Raw genomic sequence first — 19811 nt, forward strand, 5'->3', positions numbered from 1 at the left:
AAATCATTTAATCTTTTTTATCCAACAGCTTTTTCACTTCACGATCAAAGTCAGATTCAATTTTTTGCTGCGTATTAAACTGCTCATACTCTGCATGTGCTTTTTCCTCAGCGGCTTTACGACTCAAACGGCCGTACCCCTCTAGCACCTCATATTCATTAAAGGCTAAAAACTTATTCACACTGGTAGAAAAGGCATCCATGGTAAACGTATTGCGACGCTCAATAATACCTTCTATATAGTCAAAAAAAGCCGATACTGTCCGCTCAAGTTTTTTAATATCACCTTCACTCAAGTAGTTCTTTGCAATAACAGTATCTGACTTTAATACCCGACCATCAGGCGCATTTTTATAAGTCGTCATACCCATCAAAGGCTTACTTGCATCCGCATGCTTCGAAATAATCTCTGCCGCCGTATGTCCAGTAATCGCAAAATGAAACTTGTCTTGCACATGAGCATAAAACAAACGGGTCACTTTTGACTTCGGGTCGTAGTCAATGCTGCACTCCGCAAAAATATCGGTAATCTGTTGATAGACTCGTCGCTCGCTGGAGCGAATAGAGCGCACTCGTTCCAGCAGCTCTTTAAAGTAGTCTTTCCCAAAAAACTGACCATTTTTCAGACGCTCATCATCCATGGCAAAACCCTTAATGATGTAATCTTTGATCAGCTGCGTTGCCCAAATACGGAATTGGGTAGCCTGCGCAGAGTTAACGCGATAGCCAACAGAAATGACCGCATCTAGGTTGTAATACTTTACCTTGCTGGTTTGGGTTTTCCCTGCAATTGCGCCATGCTCAGTGGTATTTTCCAAAATGGAAACTACCACTTCTTCCTTCAATTCATTGCTTTCAAAAATATTCTTAAGGTGCTTAGAAATAGCAGGTACACCTACACCAAACAACTCAGCCATACGCTTCTGAGTAAGCCAGATAGTTTCATTGCTCAGCAAAACCTCAACTCTTACCTCACCATTCGGCTCAGTATAAAGGAGAAACTCTGTAGTTTGGTCTTGCAGACTTAGATTGGGCATGTCCTAAACTTCCTCAGTGGTGTTTAACATAAATTAGACGTGTCATATTATTTTTCCTTGCCCTTTATTGAACGCAAGGAATCAAAATACTTAAGGAACTTACCTTTAATTTCTTTTTTATCTTCTAGGCCTTGGAGTACTTTCCTGATTTTACCTTTCAATAAATAAGCAGCTACAACCAGAATAGCACCACCGATACCGAAAATAACCAACCCAACAACTCCACTTACCAACCAAATCCTCTCAAAAGCTACTTCGCCACCACTTTCATACATTACAACACCGCAAATTACACACAAGTGCTGATTACGCCGGTAATGAAACCATCCCCCATTCATTACCCATAAACGAGGAATTACATTACTTTGACAAGACTTACACTTAACTTTATCCATAACTTTTTAACTCCGTTTTAAAAGTCATTAGTCGAAACATATCTGATTAAATTTGAATACGACTCTATTAAACAATAAAACCCAGCCAATAGTAACATTGAAATTACAATAATAAACTAATGCAAATGGGGTAGCTGACGGGTGGCTCATACCCCATACCTAATAATCCTGTATTCAGAATGCAAGAAAGCTATTCCTCTAACCTTTCACCTCTCTAATAAGTCAAAGCACCACACAACCTTGCCAAACCCCACCAACCCCATTACTGTAAACTACTTTTAATATCACTATAAATAGCCCGCCATAATAACGAGCTTCGCAAGCAAGCCACTTATGAAACCAGAAGATATCCGCTGTCAAAACGACCTTAAAATGTATTCCACTTTGCTCCAGCACAGTGACGTTATTAAGGTCAACGAAAACATTGCCCGCCAAGAAGAAAAAGGCCCAACAGGTCTACGTCGTCACCTGCTCGCAATCTCAGTCAGCTTAAGCAAAGGTATGGCACCTAGCGTTCACAAAATGGCGGATGAGTGCATAGAAACACTCGGCATGGACATTCCTTTGGAGCTTTACGTATTCCCAAGCCCGCAATTCAACGCTATGTGCTTTAAGCCTGAGGAAGGTCGCTTACACGTGATGTTTTCTTCTAGCTTGCTAGAAGGTTTTAAAGGTGATGAACTAAAATTTGTGATCGGTCATGAGCTAGGCCACCACGTTTACAGACACCACGACATCCCTATCGGCTATCTATTAAAAGGTGAAAACCCTGTTAGCCCACGTCTAGCACTAGAGCTGTTTGCTTGGTCGCGTTATGCTGAGATTTCAGCGGATCGTGCAGGTGCGCATTGTGCTCAAAATATTGAAGCGGTGGCTCGTGCATTATTTAAACTGGCGTCTGGATTGACCAGTGACTTTATTGAGTTTGACCTTCAAGATTTCCTGCAACAAGTTGACGAAATGCAGCTATTTGACTAAGCGCCAGGGCAAAGCGCACCGAAGCAAGACTGGTTCTCAACACACCCATTTAGCCCAATGCGCGTGAAAGCACTAGAGCTTTATGACAAGTCAGTGCTGGCCAATGGCGATATGAGCAAGGATGAGTTAGAAGTCGGTGTTCAAGGCGTGATGAGCTTGATGGAGCCTAGTTATTTAGAAGGAAAAACTAAGACCGCGATCCACATGCGCCGCCTGTTATTTGCAGCAAGTATCTGTGTTGCTAACGCAAGTGATGGCATTTCAAAAGAAGAAACTGTTGTGTTTGAAGAGTTCTTTGGTGAAGGTGAGTTTGACAAGAACCTCAACGTCAAAGCGTTAGCTGGAACATTGGAAGAGCGCATTAAAACCGTAAAAGAAGTCGCTTCGACGCCACAACGCATGCAGATTTTGAATGATCTGTGTACTATGTCTCGCGCAAGCGGCCACACTACTGAGCCAGAGCGTACTGTAATGAATGAAATTGCGGATGCACTGGACGTACCACGCAGCTTTATTTGCCAGTCATTGGCGAAAGACGTAGAACCTGATTAATTAATGAGTAGCAACATGAACACTGCGGTAAACATCAAACCATCGGCTGAATTTAACAAGCTGCAAAAACGCCTGCGAAAAGCCACTGGCGAAGCGGTTGTTGACTTTAATATGATTGAAGAAGGCGACCGCATTATGGTCTGCCTGTCTGGTGGTGCAGATAGCTATACCATGCTGGACATGTTGCTCAATTTGAAACGCGTTGCACCGGTCAACTTTTCACTGATTGCGGTGAACCTTGACCAAAAACAACCAGGATTTCCTGAGCATGTATTACCTGAGTATTTAGAAAAACTTGGCGTCGAATACAAGATCTTAGAAGAAGATACTTACAGTATCGTGATTGATAAAGTCCCAGAAGGCAAAACAACTTGCGCACTTTGCTCGCGTTTACGTCGTGGTATTTTGTATAACGCTGCTCAAGAAATGGGTGCGACTAAGATTGCTTTGGGTCATCACCGTGAAGATATTCTAGAGACTTTGTTATTAAACATGTTTTACGCGGGTAGCTTGAAAACCATGCCGCCTAAGTTGGTGTCGGATGACGGTAAGAACATTGTTATTCGCCCTCTTGCTTACTGCAAGGAAGCAGATATTAAGGCGTATTCTCAAGCTGAAGAGTACCCGATCATTCCGTGTAACTTGTGTGGCTCGCAGCCGAACTTGCAGCGCCAAGCGATGAAGGCATTGTTGGGTGAGTGGGAGAAGGAAAACCCCGGTCGCCTTGCGAGCATGATGACTGCTTTAGGTAATACTAGCCCGTCGCATTTGCTGGATCGTCGTTATTACGACTTTACTGGGATTAGTACGCAGGATGGCCCTGTTAAAGATGGTGATACGTTGTTTGATAGCGAGCCGTTGCCTAATCAGGGTAGCTCTGTTTCGTCGGTGATACCTATATTTAAAGCTTAAGTTGTTGTGGAAACTACGGCCGTGTAAACAGACACTCAGAACGTTGAAAATTGTTGTATCCAAAAGTCGTATATTTCGTCGATCGCTGCGTTCGTAGTCTCAACACCATTATAAATATGTAGCTCATGTTTTGGTAATTTAGGCAAAGAATGAGCATGGGCTAATTTTGGGCGTCGATGTTTTAACAAATCTTGCGTGCGCACAGTAACACCAAGCCCAGCCTCTGCGGCGGCGGCAACACAAGCAAGGCTCGGGCTCGTTAATGTGATTTCCCAGGGAATGCCAGCATGGCTTAAAGCATTAAAAGCCTCAGTTCGGAACCTACAAGGGCCTTCAACCATCACAATAGGCAGTGGACGCTTGGCTGAAATGTCGGACCCCAATTTTTCAATCCATATCATCGACGGTGAGCGTAACTCAACCGAAGGGATATTTGTTTGTTGCTTAAATGCAATCACTTGATCTAGCTCACCCCGTTCAAGAGCAGCCAAAAGCACAGGGCTGCGATCAACCAATACCTGAACACGAATATTCGGAAACTGCTCCGAGAAATCAGCTAAGCCATTTGGGAAAAAGCTCTCGGCTATATCTTGCACCACACCTAGCCTAACCACTCCAGATATCTGATTAGACTGTGCAATTTTGAGTACCGCATCATTCTGAGAAAGAATCGCTTTGGCGTGCTCCAAAACTTCATGACCGGTTCGCGTCAACACCTGACAGCGGCCTTCTTTCTTAAACAACGGTAACCCGACCTGATTCTGGAGTCGGTTCATTTGCAAGCTAATAGCAGGCGCGGTGCGACCAACACGATCACCAGCCTGCGAAAAACCGCCCAATTCGACAACAGCTAAAAAAGACCTAAGACAGTCCATACTTAAATTTTGACTCATAGGTAAATAAATATAGAGATATTAGTTAAATATGTAAATATATTTAATATATTAAAAGTCGTGTAGGTTAAGGGAAAGTAAGCAGTCAAAGGCTTACGCCAGTTTGAAGATGTTTAACAATTACTGACATGGGAAGACAACACATGAATATAGAACCAATCAAAACAGCGATAACAGGATCAATATTAATGCTTTCGCTTTGCGTAGGTCAGGCCACTGCTGCTGACAGTTTTTACGAAGGAAAAAAGCTGGACGTCATCATCAACTACGGCGCCGGTGGTAACACAGATATTACCGCACGAGCCTTAATGCAGTTTATGCAGAAACACATCGCTGGCGAACCTCGCATCACCATCAAGAATAAACCCGGAGCCGGTGGAATTGTTGGAACAAACTATTTCGGTGCAGTCAGTAAACCCAATGGCCTCACTGCGGGTGTCTTTTCTGTCGCCCTGATGCCCGAGCTGATGAAGGATCCAGCCCTGACAGTTTCCCACAATGACTTCATCTTTGTTGGTGGCATTCCCGAAGACACAATTTACCACTCTCGTAAGGTGCCGGGACTTGAGAAAGCCACTGATCTATTTAACTTAGCCGCACCGATTAAAACAGCCGGACACGGCCCAGTTAATATGAAAGATCTGATGTTACGCGCTGCCATGGATCTTCTGGAAGTCGATTACAAGCATGTCACTGGCTTCAAGTCATCGGGGAAAATTCGTGCTGCAATATTAAAAAGTGATGTCGATATGAGTGCCGACTCAATGACAGGCTACGCTTCCCGCGTTGGACCAAACCTTGTCGACGAGGGCCATTCAATCCCTCTTTTTTCAATCGGTGTACCTACCGACGATGGCCAACTAGGCCGCGCACCTGGCAGCTTGGAAAGTGTTCCTACGTTTGACGAATTTTATGAAGCTAAATTCGGCAAAAAACCATCAGGTCAAAAATATGATGTGCTGCGCACAATTGCCTTGATTCGCGCTACCTCGCTACGTGCAGTATTTTTACCGAAAGGCACGCCGCCAGAAGCCGTCAAATCTTTGCGCGCAGCGTTTGATTCAACGACTGCCGACCCAGACTATCGCGCAGAATTTCTAAAGATCAGTGGCTTTGATTTAACTGCAATATCAGGTGTCGACGCCCAAGTGCGCTTGAAGAGCTTGTTAAACACTGACGCAAAAACAGTGGCATTTATTAAGCGCTTTGCTGCTGAAGGCTCAAACTAAAAACCAAATAGGCTATCCCGAATTAGGGATAGCCTAAACCCGAAACCAACCTCTGAGGGCCTGCCAACAATGGCAGCGTGAAATAGATGTATCTTGAAAATGCGCTTGAAGGGCTTTCGATGGTCATGATGTGGCCAGCAGTTGGGTATTTGGGACTTGGTATATTGTTAGGCCTGTTTTTTGGGGCGGTTCCAGGCTTATCGGGCTTGGTCGGCATGGCCATTTTACTGCCATTTACCATTGGCATGGAGCCCGCATCCGCCTTTGCATTTTTAATGGGCATGTATGCAGTCACCACCACGAGTGACACGCTAGCCTCAGTGTTACTTGGGGTTCCAGGCACCGCCGCCTCTCAGGCAACCATCCTCGATGGCTACCCAATGGCACAGCGTGGTGAAGCAGCCCGTGCCTTAGGAGCAGCCTTTACCGTATCAGGTGTTGGCGGCGTGTTAGGGGCACTACTACTCGCATTCTCGATTCCATTAGTTGAGCCCTTAATCCTCGCCGTTTCCGAACCCGAATTCTTTGCCCTTGGCGCACTGGGGTTGACCATGGTAGGCGCGCTCTCAGGGAACTCTATCCTCAAAGGTCTAACCGCTGCATGTTTAGGTCTATTGCTAGCCACTATTGGTTTCGCAGAATATAGCGGTCAGTTGCGTTACACATTTGAATACACTTACTTGCTCGACGGAATCCCCATTTTACCGTTGGTGCTAGGCCTCTTTGCCTTGCCTGAGCTACTAGATCTCGCCGTTAGCAACAGTTGCATATCTCAAGTGAAACGTAATGAGGTCAAAGGTGGCATGCTGCAAGGAATGCGCGATGCCGTCACCCACTGGAAGCTTGGATTGCGTTGTACCGTGATTGGTGTGTATATCGGTATGCTGCCCGGCCTTGGCGGCGCTATTGTCGATTGGGTCGCTTATGGTCACGCCGTACAAAGTAGCAAAGACAGCAGTAAGTTCGGCACCGGCGACGTGCGCGGGGTTATTGCACCAGAGGCCGCTAACAACGCAATGAAGGGGGGCGCACTATTGCCCACCATCGCCTTTGCCATTCCCGGCAGTGCTTCAATGGCGATACTACTGGGAGCCTTCACCATTCAGGGTCTACAACCTGGCCCTCAGATGTTGATTAGCGAGCTGGACATTACCTTCAGCCTTATTTGGTCGCTGGCCATTGCCAATATTGTCGGCGCGGTTCTATTGTTAGTTTGGGGGAATCAACTAGCCAAACTGACGTTTGTCAAAGGTCACATTCTGGTGCCAGCGGTCGCCATCTTCATTTTCATGGGTTCATGGATCGAACGCGGTGACATTGGCGACTGGATATTATTATTGATGTTTGGTTTGCTTGGATATGTGATGAAAAAAGGTGGCTGGGCAAGGCCACCACTGGTGCTGGGCTATATTTTAGGCTCTATTATGGAAACAGCACTTCACATCAGCATACAAACAGATGGCCCAGCTGCTTTCACTCGCCCTATCGTACTAGTGCTAATCGTTTTGTTGATTCTTACCTTGTTCTTAGCATTTAGACGACACCGTAATGGTCTCAAGAAAACCGAACTCGTTGAGGAAGTTAATGAATCCGAAGGTGGAGGAGTTCACTACCCCGGATACTCACTACCTTTGTCCATCGGTGCCAGCTTAGTCTTCATTAGCGCAGGCATCATGGCGTATGACTGGTCTTATGGGTCCAAATTATTTCCACTAGCAGTCATCGCTCTGGGCTTAGCGCTTTCGATTACCGTACTGCGTAAAGACCGTCACAATCTGGCACAAATGCGACTGGGTTCGAAACTAACACTTAAAACTATGCCACGAGAAGAGCTGATTCAAGCATTCAAATTCGGTGGGCTACTGCTGGGTATCTTGCTGGCAACACTGGTGTTGGGACAGTTTGTTTCCATACTGCTGTTTGTAGCAGTCTACCTTCGCTTCTGGGGACATTACGGTATCAAAGTCATCGCTACATACTGTCTTGCAGCAGCCATTGGGCTCTATGGACTATTTGAACTCGTCGTACCGGTTGTTTGGTATGAGTCACCCTATTTCACATTATTCTGATTCTTGGGAAGAAGCCAATAAGCTCGCTTAGCTTCCAATATTAACTTTTAAAATCAAGGACTTAGCTATGAATATCACTTTGTATTTTGCACCTATATCTTGCGCTATTGTACCCTACATAACCTTGACGGAAGCGGGTGCGGACTTTGAAGTAAAACCGATTAACATTCGAGGTAAGAGTCCAGAGTTGGCTGAGTTCAATAAACTGAACCCGAAGCATAAAGTCCCTTATTTAATCGTGGACGAAGCACCACTCAGTGAGAATGTTGCCATCCAACTTTGGATAGCTCGCAGCTTTCCAAAGGCAGGCTTGCTGCCTAGCGATACATGGCAAGAGGCTCAGGCTATTTCGCTATTGGCTTGGTTTGCATCTGGCATCCACCCCAACATTAGTCGGTATAATTCACCCTTAAAGTTCTGCGACGTAGCTGGCACTGAGGATAGCGTCAAGCGGATCGCTAGAGAGTCTTTGCTGGAGAGTTTTAAACTTGTAGACAGTTTATTGGTCGACAAAGATTATTTTCTAAATGAGTTTAGCGCCGCTGATGCCTATTTCTTTTGGGCTTTTCGTCGCTCAGGTTTATTCGACTTTAGCTTAGACGACTTCCAGAATTGCCAAGCCCACCAACAAAGGATTTTAGAGCGCCCTAGCGTGCAAGCAGCGATAGCGTATGAAAACACACTGATCGAAAAGTTTAACCTCACACCGTGACGGTATTTTAGAAACGCTACTGCAAGGAAGCGGATATTAAGGCGTATTCTAAAGCTGAAGAGTACCCGATCATTCCGTGTAATTTGTGTGGCTCGCAGCCACACTTGCAGCGCCAGACGATGAAAGTATTGTTAGGTGAGTGGGAGAAGGAGAACCCCGATCGTCTTGCCAGTATGATGACTGCTTTAGGTAATACTAGCCCGTCGCATTTGCTGGATCGTCGTTACTACGACTTTACGGGGATTAGTACGCAGGATGGGCCTGTTGAAGATGGTGATACGTTGTTTGATAGTGAACCGTTACCTAATCAGGGTGCTCCAACCTCATCGGTGATACCTATATTTAAGGCTTAAGTTATTTAGAGAGAATTGCTACTTAAACCTTAATTCAGCAGAAAACTACGAACACAAGTTCATAGTTTCTAAACTGTGGCACCTATTATGCATTCTGAATTATTGAATTTAATAAGCGCATTGTATCCATTGCGTCTTCTCTAGATACATATGCTTTATCGAATTTATTGGCATGTACTAAATTTCTATACTCTCTCACTTTATTCATGATATCTGCTTCATCAGCACGAATAATTTTTAAACGTGAGGCTTCCTTTATTAAAAAATTAAACGGTTTATTTTCAGCTATTTTCGAAAATAGTATTCCCTCAAAAATAGCCCCGCACATTAGAAGAAAAGTTAACCAGGAGGTGTTATCAAATGCTAATTCTGCTTCCCTGTAAAACTCTCCCAACCTCACTCTTAGTTCCTTTTCTTTAATACTAGGGAACAATAAATCGTATTTCCTTATCCCATGATAATGGATGAAAAGCATTAAATCATGCCTTTGCAGACCACTTTCAGTAGTCGCATGAATGATTAGCTTATCATTTGAGATAGTAGAATTATCCAGAAGAGCCGTACTTCCTGATATATTGACCGTCATATATTCAACCGCATAAGCACTTAAAGTCGGAACTTTAATAGAATATTTAGTCGTTAAGTTATCTCCACATTCAATCTCGCAGATTGATGGATCATTTGTATTTAAAATGAAAAGCTTCGATTTCATAAATTCTTAAACTTTACCCAATAACACTCAAATAACCGGCAATTGACTGTCCGATTACTTTTCTTGTTAGCTCTTTTCTAGAATGGAATATCATCATCATAATCATTAAAATTAACCGGTTGCTCTGGCGGTTTATATGCGCCAATTCGAGCGATAATATTCCTCAATTTGGTTTGCTCATGCTTTGATAGCGAAGCTCTCTCAACAATATCCTTTAACTGGTCATCTGTTACCGCGGACCACTCATCTAGCAATGTGATTAAATGGATTTTCTTAGGAGACTCTAGTGTACTAAAAGCCTTTCCTATACTTTTTAAAAGTTTTTCACGATGCTTTGGTTTTTTGAGGAGAAGCTTTGCAATCTCATTTGCGACTATATCAGGTGTTTTTCCCTTTATTGGTATGCCTTGGTACTTACCAAAGAAACCAAAAGGATCAAGCCCTGCTTTAAGAGGTATAATGTCTATTTTTCTCCCTAAGGCGTATCCAACTTCTTGGGCACACCAATCTGATTCCTTAAATCCTGGCTCTACAACCGCTACCAGTATTTCCATTGTCTCCAAACCCGCTTCAACTTCATCACGCCACTCTCTAGATGCTTCGATATCTTCATGAGCGATAAAAGCACAAATCCCCCAGTGCGCTAAAAAAGACTTTAGTGCAGACATTCTTTCTCGATTTAACGATAAGTGGCTCACAAATAACCTTAACTGGCCATCCACCCAGAAGTCCGCACTTGTTATCTTCGCTTCGACAAAAACTCTTTGATATTTCGTGGGATCTTTTTGTTGGTACCACAAATCAATATCAAAATGATCTACCACTTCATTTATAAGATTAGTGTCTGAAGAAAATATCGAATCGAGCACCTCAGCTACACAAAAACTGTAGTCGTCATCTCCAAAGCTAAGAGACCTGAACAGCCTTCCATGTCCGGTTACTTCCTTCACCTTTCCCGTTATCTGCCCAAGTGTTAGCCAGTCTCCCTCTGTAAATGAGGCGATCGCATATTTTGAAATAACGGAAACTCTTTTACGTTCTGATGAATTCATAATTTATTGGAGCTAACAATGTATTAATAAGGACTAGTACCTTAATTTTTGGGCTAACCTGAAAAATAGCCCATAACTCATGAAACTGTAGCATATTTTACCACATCATCTACAAATCAAACCTCTAAGGTTAAATTTCAATCTCCTCTTGTTATTCGCATTTTCTACCAAGTTAACTTCGTTACATATATAAATCACACAGATTAAATGTAGTTTCAAACGTAATAACGATCATTGACATGCTAAACAAACGCTTAGCTCCAAGACTTTCTAGACTAAACGCCTTATCCGCTCTACCAAAAATAAGCTATGATAAAACTCTGCAAATAACAGTATCGAGCAACCTATGCGTGAGCTTTACCCTGCTATCTCTACCAATCACCACTTCATGATGAAAGTGGACGATACACATAACCTTTATGTTGAAGAAAGCGGGACAGAGGATGGCATTCCTGTCGTGTATCTGCACGGTGGCCCCGGTTCTGGCAGCATGGCGTATCACCGCCAACTGTTTGACCCAGAAAAATACCGCATTATCTTATTTGATCAACGTGGCTGTGCTCGCTCTACGCCTCACGCTTCGTTACGTAACAACACGACTCAAGACCTGATTGCCGACATGGAACAAATCCGTGAAGCACTCAACATTAAACGTTGGGTAGTGGCTGGCGGCTCTTGGGGTTCAACGCTCGCCCTCGCTTATGCACAGACTTATCCCGAACGCGTATTAGGTTTGATCGTACGAGGCATTTTCTTGGGCACAAAGCCTGAGGTTGAGTGGTACTACCAGTTCGGTGCGAGCCAATTTTTCCCTGACTATTGGGAAGACTTTGTTGCCCCTATTCCAGAGTCTGAGCGTGACGATATGCTCACGGCATACCATAAACGACTCACTGGCTCAGATGAGTTCGCGCGTATGCGTGCTGCAAAAGCATGGTCAACGTGGGAAGGCCGCACGGCTAATCTAAACCCTTCACCGCTACTCATGGATCACTTCACCCACCCTCGTGAAGCGATGAGTATCTCTCGTATAGAAGCGCATTATTTTATGAATAACTGCTTCTTTGACGATAACCAACTATTGAATAATGCGGCTATTTTAAAAAACATTCCGGGTTATATCGTCCATGGCCGTTATGACATGATTTGTCAGTTAAAGGTCGCTTACGACTTGCATAAGGCGTGGCCGCTAGCTGACTACACCGTTGTTGCAAGCTCAGGTCATGCCGCAAACGAGCCGGGTATTGTGAATGCTCTGGTCAATGCTAGTGATGACCTGATTAGGAAACTATCGTGATTGGACTAATTCAACGAGTCAGTGACGCGCAAGTGGTCGTTGACGGTGAAGTGATTGGTAAAATCGACGGTGGCTTGCTGCTACTGCTCGGTGTGCAGAAGGAAGACACTCAAGCACATGCGGATAAGTTACTGCATAAAGTCATCAATTATCGTGTGTTTGAAGATGATACGGGTCGAATGAATAATTCACTGTTGGATACTGATGGTGAGCTATTAGTGGTGTCGCAATTCACACTGCCTGCTAATACAAAGAAAGGGTTACGCCCTAGTTTTGCATCTTCTGGTGATCCTGCGCTTGCGCGCGAGCTTTATGATTACTTTGTGGTTAAGGCGGGCGAGTCGGTTGTAAAGCCTATTCAAACAGGTGAGTTTGCGGCAGATATGAAGGTGAACTTGACCAATGATGGGCCGGTCACATTTTGGTTGGAAGTTTAAAAAACTAGCATAACTACTGCTCGTCAAAACAAGTCTAGACAAGCCGAAGCGCAAAACGTTATATTGTATCATTTCAACATTCAACTGAATAAATCACTATGAACTCAACGATATTGAAAGCAAAAAAAACGTTTGTCGTATCACTATTAGCGGCTTCTGCATTTAGCTTCAGCGCATTCGCTGAAACACAAAAAGCCCACGAGCATGGTGCAGCACGACTAACCATCGCTACTAACGACGAAGGATTCGAAGTCACACTAGAGACGCCTGCCGCTAATGTGTTTGGTTTTGAGTACAAGCCAACATCTAAAGATGACCTTGCGACGGTTGAAAAAGTTGAAGCGACTTTAAAAAATGGCGACATGCTATTTGCAGCTAACAGTGCTGCTGGCTGTAAGTTTCATGAAGCGTCTATAGAGTCTGCTCTACTTGAAGATCACGACGAGCATCATGATGAAAAGCACGAAGGTCATAAGGATGAGCACGCTGAGAAGCATGACGACCACAAAGATCACCATGATGATGAAAAACATGAAGATCATAAAGATGAGCACGCTGAGAAGCATGATGATCACGAAGAGCATAAGTCAGCGCATAGTGACGTAGATGCTACTTGGCACTTTGATTGTGACAAAGTGAGCACACTTGAAAAAGTTGACGTGAAGCTATTCACTGCATTTCCAAAAGGCTTTACTGACTTAGATGTTGATTGGATCAGTGCAAGCAAGTCAGGTCATGTTGAGCTAGAAAGCGATGGGAGCGTTACTCTTAAGTAATGAATATTGTTGAGCTTAATGAACTCCGATATCGCTGGAAGGGACAATCCAGCGATATTCTTCGTATTCCTGAACTAACGATTACGAAGGGAGAGCACGTCTTTCTCCGCGGTGAAAGTGGTAGTGGTAAAACAACCCTGTTAAACCTACTTGCAGGCATTCTTTCACCCACAGAAGGCAGCATTAAGCTATTAGAAAAGGACCTTAGCCATGCTTCATCAATGGCTAAGGACCGCTTTCGTGCTGACCATATGGGCGTTATCTTCCAGCAGTTTAATTTACTGCCTTATTTATCGGTCGTTGATAACGTCACCCTGCCCTGTCATTTTTCTGCACGACGTAAAAAACAGGCAGGCGATATTCAAGCATCTGCAATACAGCTACTAGATCACTTACAGCTGCACGAAGGCTTACGCAAAAGCCTTGTCACCGAGCTGAGTGTTGGACAGCAGCAACGTGTTGCCGTCGCTCGTGCTCTGATTGGCCAGCCAGAAATCATTATCGCTGACGAGCCAACCTCTGCATTAGACACCAGTACTCGCGACCGTTTTATTGAGTTGTTATTTAGTCAGGCGGAAGCCCAGCAAAGTACCATTATTTTTGTCAGTCATGACCCCCATATTGCCGAGCGCTTTCCGCGTGTTATCGAGCTAAGCGAGATCAACGAGGCCTTATGATTTTATTTAAGCTCACATGGCATAGCCTTTGGAACCGACGCGTCAGTGTCATACTGACGCTACTTTCTATCGCCATTAGCGTTAGTTTGTTACTCGGCGTGGAGTACATTCGTAAAGAAGCGAAAACCAGCTTTCTGAATACTATTTCGGGGACAGACTTAGTTGTTGGTGCGCGTAGTGGCCCGGTGCAACTGCTGTTATACAGCGTATTTCGTATTGGTAACGCTACTAATAATATTACGTGGGATAGTTATCAAACACTTGCTGAACATAAGCGTGTGGCTTGGACTATTCCTTTTTCACTGGGTGATAGTCATAAGGGCTACCGAGTACTGGGAACCAATCAAGACTATTTCAAATATTATCAATATTCCAATAAACAGCCGTTAGCGCTTTCTGCGGGTAAACAGTTTGATGGTGTTTATGATGCCGTAATCGGTGCAGAAGTCGCCAAACAACTTAACTATAAAGTTGGTACAACAATCACGCTCGCACATGGCGCAGCTGCCACTAGCTTTTCTGAACATAAGAATAAGCCCTTTAACATTGTTGGTATTTTAAAACCAACGGGCACACCGATTGACCGTACCGTTCACGTCAGCTTGGAAGGTATTGAAGCGATTCATATTGACTGGAAAGCGGGCTCTCCTGTCGCTGGCTTTGAGATCTCAGCCGAAAAAGCAGCAAGGATGAATCTTACACCCACCAACATCACTGCATTTTTGGTCGGTCTAAAATCACGCGCGACCACCTTCCGCGTGCAACGTGAAATTAATGAGTTTGAGAAAGAACCGCTGCTTGCTGTTGTTCCTGGTGTTGCACTCGCCGAGCTTTGGCAATCTATTGGACAGTTTGAAACCGTACTACGTATTATCACCCTTTTTGTACTCGTGGCAGGGTTGTTAGGTATGCTAACGACATTGCTCTCGACGCTAAATGAGCGACGTAGAGAAATGGCTATATTGCGAGCTGTTGGCGCTTATCCTTGGCATGTATTTTTGCTTTTCTTATTAGAAGCCTTAATTATTGTCGTATTGGGATGTGTTTTGGGGTGCTTACTGGTATTTTTCGGAGTACAACTAGCACAGCCTTGGGTAACCGCAGAGTATGGCTTACACCTAAGTACGTGGATCCTAAATTGGGATGACGCCGTATTACTATTGTTAGTCACTGGCTTAGCTGTCGTATTTAGCACCCTGCCTGCGCTGATCGCTTATCGCCGAGCACTTCAGGATGGTTTAACTGTAAAGGTTTAAAAATGAAAAAGATGAATATTATACCGCTGTTATTGAGTGGCTTGTTGTTAGCCAGCTGTGGTGCGGGATCAAGTGACGCTGATAAACCTTTGGTATCAAAAATTGACCCCGATGTCATTGAGCTAGGTACTGACATCAAAGCAGTTGTGAAGCAACCGAGTAAGGCTGAAAGGGAGTCTGCGGCGACTAGCGAGTTCAAAGAACTTTCATGGGATGACTTAGTTCCGCCTGACTTCCGCCCTGAAAAAATCATGGCTAAGTACCAAGCAGAAATTCAAGCAGCCAAAGAAGGTTCTGAAGAAGAACGCGTATTATATGACAAGGTTATGGCTGAGTTTAATAGTGCGGGTGGCAATGCAGAGCTGCGTGGAAAGACAATACGTATTCCGGGCTTTGTCGCTCCACTAGAAAATGATGGTGAGACAGTTGTAGAATTCTTACTTGTGCCTTATTACGGAAGTTGCATTCACTCGCCACCACCACCAGCTAACCAAACGGTTATGGTTAGTCCTATAAAAGGAAAAAGCATCACGCTTGACCAGACTTACCGACCTGTTTGGGTTGTGGGTGAGATGGAAGTCGGCGATGTGGAAACTGACTTAGCATTAGCGGGATATCAAATTAAGAACGCAAGGGTCGAGCCTTATGTTCAACCGGCTTATTAACGATATAAGGTTTCCTGTTAAGCTAGTAGTTGATAGTTTATTCTACAATAAACTGCATTAATAAACAGAAGGAGCAACTCTTATGTCTGACGTCGCCAATGAGTTTCTGGTAGATGCACCCGATGCAAAGCCACCAGAGCTAACGGCCAACCAAGCACGCGTGCTGGCTAGTTTAGTAGAGAAGCATTTAGCAACACCTAATAGCTACCCTCTAACCGTTCACTCATTAGTCACTGCTTGCAACCAAAAGACCAATAGACAACCCGTCATGTCATTGACTGAAGGCGAAGTCGGCCATCTTTGTAATGAGTTAGTGACGCTTGATTTGGTAAAAATAGAATACGGCAGCCGTGCTAATAAGATGAGTCACTTAGTGATGCGTAGCTTGAACCTAAGCCGCGAAGAACTTGCTGTATTAAGCATACTGATGCTACGTGAGCCATTAACCATTAATGAGATCAAAGCCCGCACCGATAGAATGGTGGCGTTTGAAAGCATCGACAAAGTACAAGCAACCGTCCAAAAGTTACTTAACCGCACTTACCCTTTACTAGTGTTACTTGGCAAAGGCTCAGGACAACGTGAGGATCGTTATTCTCATACGCTGTGTGGTGAGGTTGATATTTCAGCATTTAGCTTTGACGCTTCACCCGTGTCTTCAAGCGCAACTAGCCCTGCTATTGATAGCAACTTGCTTAAACGTATTGAGCAGCTAGAAGAAAAAGTCGCTACGTTGATGGAATTGATTGAGTAGCAGAAGATCGGCACTCACGACGATAGTCACTTTATCTTACTTGCACCAAACGCTATCCAATAGCTATATGGGTAGCGTCAAATAACTATTTTGCCTGTGTCATCAACTAAATGGTCAATATAAATTATTAGTAATAAAGAAATAGCGGTGGGAAATAAACCGTTAAACTTACCGCTTGAGTGCTCTCTTAAAAGCTCGATACAGCCTTGCACACCAATCATTACCTAGCTTTCACTCATAACTCAGTTGCTTAATGTAGGCAAAAAAACAACACTCTAATTATCCACAAATAGTACTCGCCACGCTTTTATACCTATTCGCATTCGATTATTTTTCTTTCTGACATTTATGTCATTTTGCGGTCACTTCCCTGCAATCCCCACGACCCTATACTCGCTCCATATGTTGTTTTTAGCCTTTTTACCACAACACGGTAAAGGTAAAAAAACAGCATAAAACTAACAGACTGACGGGTTTCCCCTCCTCTCTCTTTAAGCCTGTTATTACATAATTACCGGGTCGTTCTTAATAGATGACAAAGAAAACGGTAAGTAGTTATTACTAATTTAATGCGAGTAAACAAGACATGAAAAAACTAATCCTAGCTAGCGCTATTGCAGCAATCACAGCATCAACTGTAGCTACTGCTGCAGACCTTTACACAAACGACGGCGTAACTGTTAGCGTTGACGGTAACTACGAAGTTCAAATCATCCAAGAGATCGGTGAGAACGAAAGTGGCGAAGTTGAGTTTGACGACCTTCAGCTAGACTTCGGTGTTAACTACAAGCTAGGTAACGGCATGGTTGCTTTTGGTAACCTTGGTCTAGATTGGGCTAGCGAAGCTGATGGTATTTTTGATGGAGGAACTGATGGTATTATTGAAAATGACGACGATATCATTGACACAGCTTATGTCGGTTTAAAAGTTGGCGGTCTAAGTACATCTCTTGGTCGTCAATACTGGGGTAGTGATGATTTCGGTGTTGAAAAGAGTTTCGAAATGGACGGCGGTAACGCATTCCCAACAACTGGTGGTTCTGACACTGTTAAATTTGCATACGCTGCATCAAACTACGGCGCAACACTTTCTCACGACCTAGAAGAAGATGACGAGTCTGCAACTGACCTACTTCTAACAACTAAGCTAGGTCCTGTTGACCTTGGCGTTGTATACCAAGACTACAAGTCTGTTCCTGGTGCTGATTCTGTAGAAACATACGGTATCATGGCTTCTGCTGACATCGGCCGAGCTAATGTTGGTATCGACTACAGTGACAATGATACTGATAGCTACACTAACGTTGCTGTTGGTTTCCCAATCATGCCTAAGACTGAAATGGCTGTTGGTGCAACATATGCAGACCTAGAAGGACAAGAAGATATTGTTCAGTACTACGGTAACGTTACACGTAACTTGAACAGCAATGTAAGTGTATTTGCTGAGATCGGCGACAACGACGTAGATGCATCTGACCTAGGTTACATGGCTGGTATGAAAATCGCTTTCTAATTTGATTAGTTAACTTTTTTCGAAAGACTCTCAGTCAACGTTTCTATTCCCTGCGTTGATTGAATAGAGTCAAAATGGTCGGTTTTTACCGGCCATTTTTGTGCCTGTCATATTTATATACCCTACATTGTCAAATGGCATTAATGTCATTTTCCTGCCAGACAGCTGTCAGCTTCAGAGTGCAATAATGATCCCACTTAAATGACATCTCTAAGAGGGAGCAGCCATGAAAACACTATTATCACTTGTTGTAACATCGGTCCTACTTATGGGTGCAACAACAGTTAATGCCGCAGACGTTGATCAAAGCATGAAAGAGACATTAACGACCAAAGACGCAACCAGTTTTGCGGAAGCTTATCAGCTGGGCGTTGAGAAATTATCAATCTTAAAGTCTATCCCGCCTGAACAGTTAACGAATCAAGTACACGGGTACTCATCAAGCATCAATAAGCGCACAGCACGTGTAGAAGACAGCTCTTATGTCACTGTTCAAGAACGTATGTATGCAGACGGCATACTCTGCTATGTAGGCCTAGTCAGCGTTGAAGTCAGTTACCAAGAGCATGACAAAAGAATATTTATTACCGAAAACCCTTAAATGGCAAAAATGTCATTTTACTGAAAGACTGATGTCAGTTTGAATCTGTAATATAACTATCATTAACTAACCACTTGAAGGGATGCCCATGAAAACACTTACATCACTTATGGCTGCTTCTGTTCTCCTAATCAGCGCAGCAACTGCAAACGCAGCTTACTTTGATCAAGACACATTAGTTTCAGAATCTTCTAGTAGCCGTGAAAATGTCTACGAGTTTAATGACGAACTTCAGGCTTTTGCGCCTGGTGTTGATGAAAGCCAGATAGATTTAGAAGATGGCCCTTATGCCAATATTCTAAATAATGTTGTCGCTAGTGTCACAAGACACCACGCTGACAACTAAACTCCTCCTGCGAAGAGGTAGTAAGATTACCCCATAGTCCCTACCTCGTTTGCTTTTAGACTGGCTTTTGCCAGTCTTTTTTTTGCCTGTAAATAACAGCTTTTATTGGATAACAAAATAAGTCTTTAAATGGCAATAATGTCATTTTACTGAAAGGTTTCTGTCAGCAAGCTAGTGACATAATAGACTCACTTAAACGAACTTCTGAAAGGAAATAATCATGAAAACTTTAACATCATTACTAGTAACGTCTGTTCTCCTTATCAGTGCAACAGCAGCAAACGCTTCTAACTTTGAGCGTCACTCAAAAGACATACTAACGACAGAAACAGCGAGCAGCCGTGCAGAGGCTTACCAGCTAGGTACGAGCAAATTATCTCAGCTACAATCAGCATCACCACGCCAACTATTTAATGAGTTGGATATTTTCTCGATTGATGCGGTTGTGAGTTCAGCACACTTAGAAGACGGATCTTTTGTAACTGTACAAGAGCGCATGGGCGCAAACGGCAAACTGGGTTATGTTGGCCTAGTGAATGTTGATGTAAGTTACAACGAAGAAAGAGACGACGATTAATAACGTTCCTCAGTAGTAC

The 19811-nt window shown here is 43.7% G+C and carries 23 protein-coding genes; 18 read left to right on the forward strand and 5 right to left on the reverse strand.

The annotated features are described in order from the left end of the window. Positions 1–7: 7 nt before the first annotated feature. Positions 8–1036, reverse strand: coding sequence for a virulence RhuM family protein (locus DKT75_RS20715; protein ID WP_109826653.1), 1029 nt, complete (start codon positions 1034–1036; stop codon positions 8–10). Between the two features lie 47 nt (positions 1037–1083). After that, a complete protein-coding gene (locus tag DKT75_RS20720) occupies positions 1084–1431 on the reverse strand; it encodes a DoxX family protein (RefSeq protein WP_109826655.1) in 348 nt (115 codons plus the stop codon). 333 nt (positions 1432–1764) lie between these two features. Here DKT75_RS20720 and DKT75_RS20725 point away from each other — a divergent pair, with 333 nt between their 5' ends. The 3 genes from DKT75_RS20725 to ttcA all read left to right on the forward strand — a co-directional run bounded on the left by DKT75_RS20725 (position 1765) and on the right by ttcA (position 3873). Then, positions 1765–2409, forward strand: a complete 645-nt coding sequence (locus DKT75_RS20725) for a M48 family metallopeptidase (protein WP_109826657.1) — start codon at positions 1765–1767, stop codon at positions 2407–2409. Between the two features lie 63 nt (positions 2410–2472). Next, positions 2473–2961 (forward strand): tellurite resistance TerB family protein, encoded by a 489-nt coding sequence (locus DKT75_RS20730; protein WP_158278934.1) that lies wholly within the window; start codon positions 2473–2475, stop codon positions 2959–2961. 15 nt (positions 2962–2976) lie between these two features. Then, positions 2977–3873: a tRNA 2-thiocytidine(32) synthetase TtcA gene (gene ttcA / locus DKT75_RS20735; RefSeq protein ID WP_109826661.1), complete on the forward strand. Its 897-nt coding sequence runs from the start codon at positions 2977–2979 to the stop codon at positions 3871–3873. Between the two features lie 35 nt (positions 3874–3908). On the opposite strand, the gene DKT75_RS20740 is transcribed toward ttcA, so the two are convergent. Beyond that, on the reverse strand, positions 3909–4748 hold the full coding sequence (locus tag DKT75_RS20740; RefSeq protein ID WP_158278935.1) for a LysR substrate-binding domain-containing protein: 840 nt from the start codon (positions 4746–4748) through the stop codon (positions 3909–3911). A 161-nt stretch (positions 4749–4909) separates the two neighbouring features. On the opposite strand from DKT75_RS20740, the gene DKT75_RS20745 reads away from it, so the two are divergent. The 4 genes from DKT75_RS20745 (at position 4910) to DKT75_RS20760 (ending at position 9129) form a co-directional block, all read left to right on the forward strand. Beyond that, on the forward strand, positions 4910–5995 hold the full coding sequence (locus tag DKT75_RS20745; protein ID WP_146201415.1) for a Bug family tripartite tricarboxylate transporter substrate binding protein: 1086 nt from the start codon (positions 4910–4912) through the stop codon (positions 5993–5995). Between the two features lie 86 nt (positions 5996–6081). After that, positions 6082–8064 carry a tripartite tricarboxylate transporter permease gene (locus DKT75_RS20750; protein WP_109826668.1) on the forward strand — a complete coding sequence of 661 codons (1983 nt, stop codon included), beginning with the start codon at positions 6082–6084 and terminating at the stop codon, positions 8062–8064. 67 nt (positions 8065–8131) lie between these two features. Then, complete coding sequence (locus tag DKT75_RS20755) at positions 8132–8776, forward strand: glutathione S-transferase family protein (RefSeq protein ID WP_109826670.1); 645 nt, start codon at positions 8132–8134, stop codon at positions 8774–8776. Positions 8777–8895: 119 nt separating this feature from the next. Continuing rightward, positions 8896–9129, forward strand: coding sequence for a hypothetical protein (locus DKT75_RS20760; RefSeq protein ID WP_109826672.1), 234 nt, complete (start codon positions 8896–8898; stop codon positions 9127–9129). An 85-nt stretch (positions 9130–9214) separates the two neighbouring features. Here DKT75_RS20760 and DKT75_RS20765 read toward each other — a convergent pair whose 3' ends face one another. Continuing rightward, positions 9215–9841 (reverse strand): DUF4145 domain-containing protein, encoded by a 627-nt coding sequence (locus DKT75_RS20765; RefSeq protein ID WP_109826674.1) that lies wholly within the window; start codon positions 9839–9841, stop codon positions 9215–9217. Positions 9842–9918: 77 nt separating this feature from the next. Continuing rightward, positions 9919–10893 carry a TIR domain-containing protein gene (locus DKT75_RS20770; RefSeq protein ID WP_109826676.1) on the reverse strand — a complete coding sequence of 325 codons (975 nt, stop codon included), beginning with the start codon at positions 10891–10893 and terminating at the stop codon, positions 9919–9921. Positions 10894–11239: 346 nt separating this feature from the next. Between DKT75_RS20770 and pip the strand changes: the two genes are divergently transcribed. The 11 genes from pip to DKT75_RS20825 all read left to right on the forward strand — a co-directional run bounded on the left by pip (position 11240) and on the right by DKT75_RS20825 (position 19792). Further along, the gene (gene pip / locus DKT75_RS20775; RefSeq protein WP_109826678.1) at positions 11240–12190 is read left to right on the forward strand and encodes a prolyl aminopeptidase; all 951 of its coding nucleotides are present in this window, start codon (positions 11240–11242) and stop codon (positions 12188–12190) included. Beyond that, the gene (dtd, locus tag DKT75_RS20780) at positions 12187–12627 is read left to right on the forward strand and encodes a D-aminoacyl-tRNA deacylase (protein ID WP_109826680.1); all 441 of its coding nucleotides are present in this window, start codon (positions 12187–12189) and stop codon (positions 12625–12627) included. The genes pip and dtd overlap by 4 nt, the downstream gene beginning before the upstream one ends. Before the next feature lie 98 nt (positions 12628–12725). Continuing rightward, the gene (locus DKT75_RS20785; protein ID WP_109826682.1) at positions 12726–13403 is read left to right on the forward strand and encodes a ZrgA family zinc uptake protein; all 678 of its coding nucleotides are present in this window, start codon (positions 12726–12728) and stop codon (positions 13401–13403) included. Next, complete coding sequence (locus tag DKT75_RS20790) at positions 13403–14080, forward strand: ABC transporter ATP-binding protein (protein ID WP_109826684.1); 678 nt, start codon at positions 13403–13405, stop codon at positions 14078–14080. The genes DKT75_RS20785 and DKT75_RS20790 overlap by 1 nt, the downstream gene beginning before the upstream one ends. Continuing rightward, on the forward strand, positions 14077–15336 hold the full coding sequence (locus DKT75_RS20795) for an ABC transporter permease (protein WP_109826686.1): 1260 nt from the start codon (positions 14077–14079) through the stop codon (positions 15334–15336). Before DKT75_RS20790 ends, DKT75_RS20795 begins: the two co-directional genes overlap by 4 nt. Positions 15337–15338: 2 nt before the next feature. Next, the gene (locus tag DKT75_RS20800) at positions 15339–16001 is read left to right on the forward strand and encodes a DUF3299 domain-containing protein (RefSeq protein ID WP_109826688.1); all 663 of its coding nucleotides are present in this window, start codon (positions 15339–15341) and stop codon (positions 15999–16001) included. Positions 16002–16083: 82 nt separating this feature from the next. Next, positions 16084–16755, forward strand: coding sequence for a YceH family protein (locus DKT75_RS20805; RefSeq protein ID WP_109826690.1), 672 nt, complete (start codon positions 16084–16086; stop codon positions 16753–16755). 586 nt (positions 16756–17341) lie between these two features. Further along, positions 17342–18268, forward strand: a complete 927-nt coding sequence (locus tag DKT75_RS20810; protein ID WP_109826692.1) for a porin — start codon at positions 17342–17344, stop codon at positions 18266–18268. Positions 18269–18494: 226 nt separating this feature from the next. Continuing rightward, positions 18495–18869, forward strand: a complete 375-nt coding sequence (locus DKT75_RS20815; protein ID WP_109826694.1) for a DUF3316 domain-containing protein — start codon at positions 18495–18497, stop codon at positions 18867–18869. An 88-nt stretch (positions 18870–18957) separates the two neighbouring features. Further along, positions 18958–19215: a hypothetical protein gene (locus DKT75_RS20820; RefSeq protein ID WP_109826696.1), complete on the forward strand. Its 258-nt coding sequence runs from the start codon at positions 18958–18960 to the stop codon at positions 19213–19215. Between the two features lie 220 nt (positions 19216–19435). Continuing rightward, positions 19436–19792, forward strand: a complete 357-nt coding sequence (locus DKT75_RS20825) for a DUF3316 domain-containing protein (RefSeq protein ID WP_109826698.1) — start codon at positions 19436–19438, stop codon at positions 19790–19792. The last annotated feature ends 19 nt before the right edge of the window (positions 19793–19811 follow it).

The sequence above is a fragment of the Leucothrix arctica genome (assembly GCF_003172895.1).
In the GTDB taxonomy this organism is placed as follows: domain Bacteria; phylum Pseudomonadota; class Gammaproteobacteria; order Thiotrichales; family Thiotrichaceae; genus Leucothrix; species Leucothrix arctica.

Excerpts from the sequence above, each read along its gene's own strand:
- DKT75_RS20715 (WP_109826653.1), bottom strand. The coding sequence starts at position 1,036 with ATGCCCAATCTAAGTCTGCAAGACCAAACTACAGAGTTTCTCCTTTAT.
- DKT75_RS20720 (WP_109826655.1), bottom strand. The coding sequence starts at position 1,431 with ATGGATAAAGTTAAGTGTAAGTCTTGTCAAAGTAATGTAATTCCTCGT.
- DKT75_RS20725 (WP_109826657.1), top strand. The coding sequence starts at position 1,765 with ATGAAACCAGAAGATATCCGCTGTCAAAACGACCTTAAAATGTATTCC.
- ttcA (WP_109826661.1), top strand. The coding sequence starts at position 2,977 with ATGAACACTGCGGTAAACATCAAACCATCGGCTGAATTTAACAAGCTG.
- DKT75_RS20740 (WP_158278935.1), bottom strand. The coding sequence starts at position 4,748 with ATGGACTGTCTTAGGTCTTTTTTAGCTGTTGTCGAATTGGGCGGTTTT.
- DKT75_RS20745 (WP_146201415.1), top strand. The coding sequence starts at position 4,910 with ATGAATATAGAACCAATCAAAACAGCGATAACAGGATCAATATTAATG.
- DKT75_RS20750 (WP_109826668.1), top strand. The coding sequence starts at position 6,082 with ATGTATCTTGAAAATGCGCTTGAAGGGCTTTCGATGGTCATGATGTGG.
- DKT75_RS20755 (WP_109826670.1), top strand. The coding sequence starts at position 8,132 with ATGAATATCACTTTGTATTTTGCACCTATATCTTGCGCTATTGTACCC.
- DKT75_RS20760 (WP_109826672.1), top strand. The coding sequence starts at position 8,896 with ATGAAAGTATTGTTAGGTGAGTGGGAGAAGGAGAACCCCGATCGTCTT.
- DKT75_RS20765 (WP_109826674.1), bottom strand. The coding sequence starts at position 9,841 with ATGAAATCGAAGCTTTTCATTTTAAATACAAATGATCCATCAATCTGC.
- DKT75_RS20770 (WP_109826676.1), bottom strand. The coding sequence starts at position 10,893 with ATGAATTCATCAGAACGTAAAAGAGTTTCCGTTATTTCAAAATATGCG.
- pip (WP_109826678.1), top strand. The coding sequence starts at position 11,240 with ATGCGTGAGCTTTACCCTGCTATCTCTACCAATCACCACTTCATGATG.
- DKT75_RS20785 (WP_109826682.1), top strand. The coding sequence starts at position 12,726 with ATGAACTCAACGATATTGAAAGCAAAAAAAACGTTTGTCGTATCACTA.
- DKT75_RS20790 (WP_109826684.1), top strand. The coding sequence starts at position 13,403 with ATGAATATTGTTGAGCTTAATGAACTCCGATATCGCTGGAAGGGACAA.
- DKT75_RS20795 (WP_109826686.1), top strand. The coding sequence starts at position 14,077 with ATGATTTTATTTAAGCTCACATGGCATAGCCTTTGGAACCGACGCGTC.
- DKT75_RS20800 (WP_109826688.1), top strand. The coding sequence starts at position 15,339 with ATGAAAAAGATGAATATTATACCGCTGTTATTGAGTGGCTTGTTGTTA.
- DKT75_RS20805 (WP_109826690.1), top strand. The coding sequence starts at position 16,084 with ATGTCTGACGTCGCCAATGAGTTTCTGGTAGATGCACCCGATGCAAAG.
- DKT75_RS20810 (WP_109826692.1), top strand. The coding sequence starts at position 17,342 with ATGAAAAAACTAATCCTAGCTAGCGCTATTGCAGCAATCACAGCATCA.
- DKT75_RS20815 (WP_109826694.1), top strand. The coding sequence starts at position 18,495 with ATGAAAACACTATTATCACTTGTTGTAACATCGGTCCTACTTATGGGT.
- DKT75_RS20820 (WP_109826696.1), top strand. The coding sequence starts at position 18,958 with ATGAAAACACTTACATCACTTATGGCTGCTTCTGTTCTCCTAATCAGC.
- DKT75_RS20825 (WP_109826698.1), top strand. The coding sequence starts at position 19,436 with ATGAAAACTTTAACATCATTACTAGTAACGTCTGTTCTCCTTATCAGT.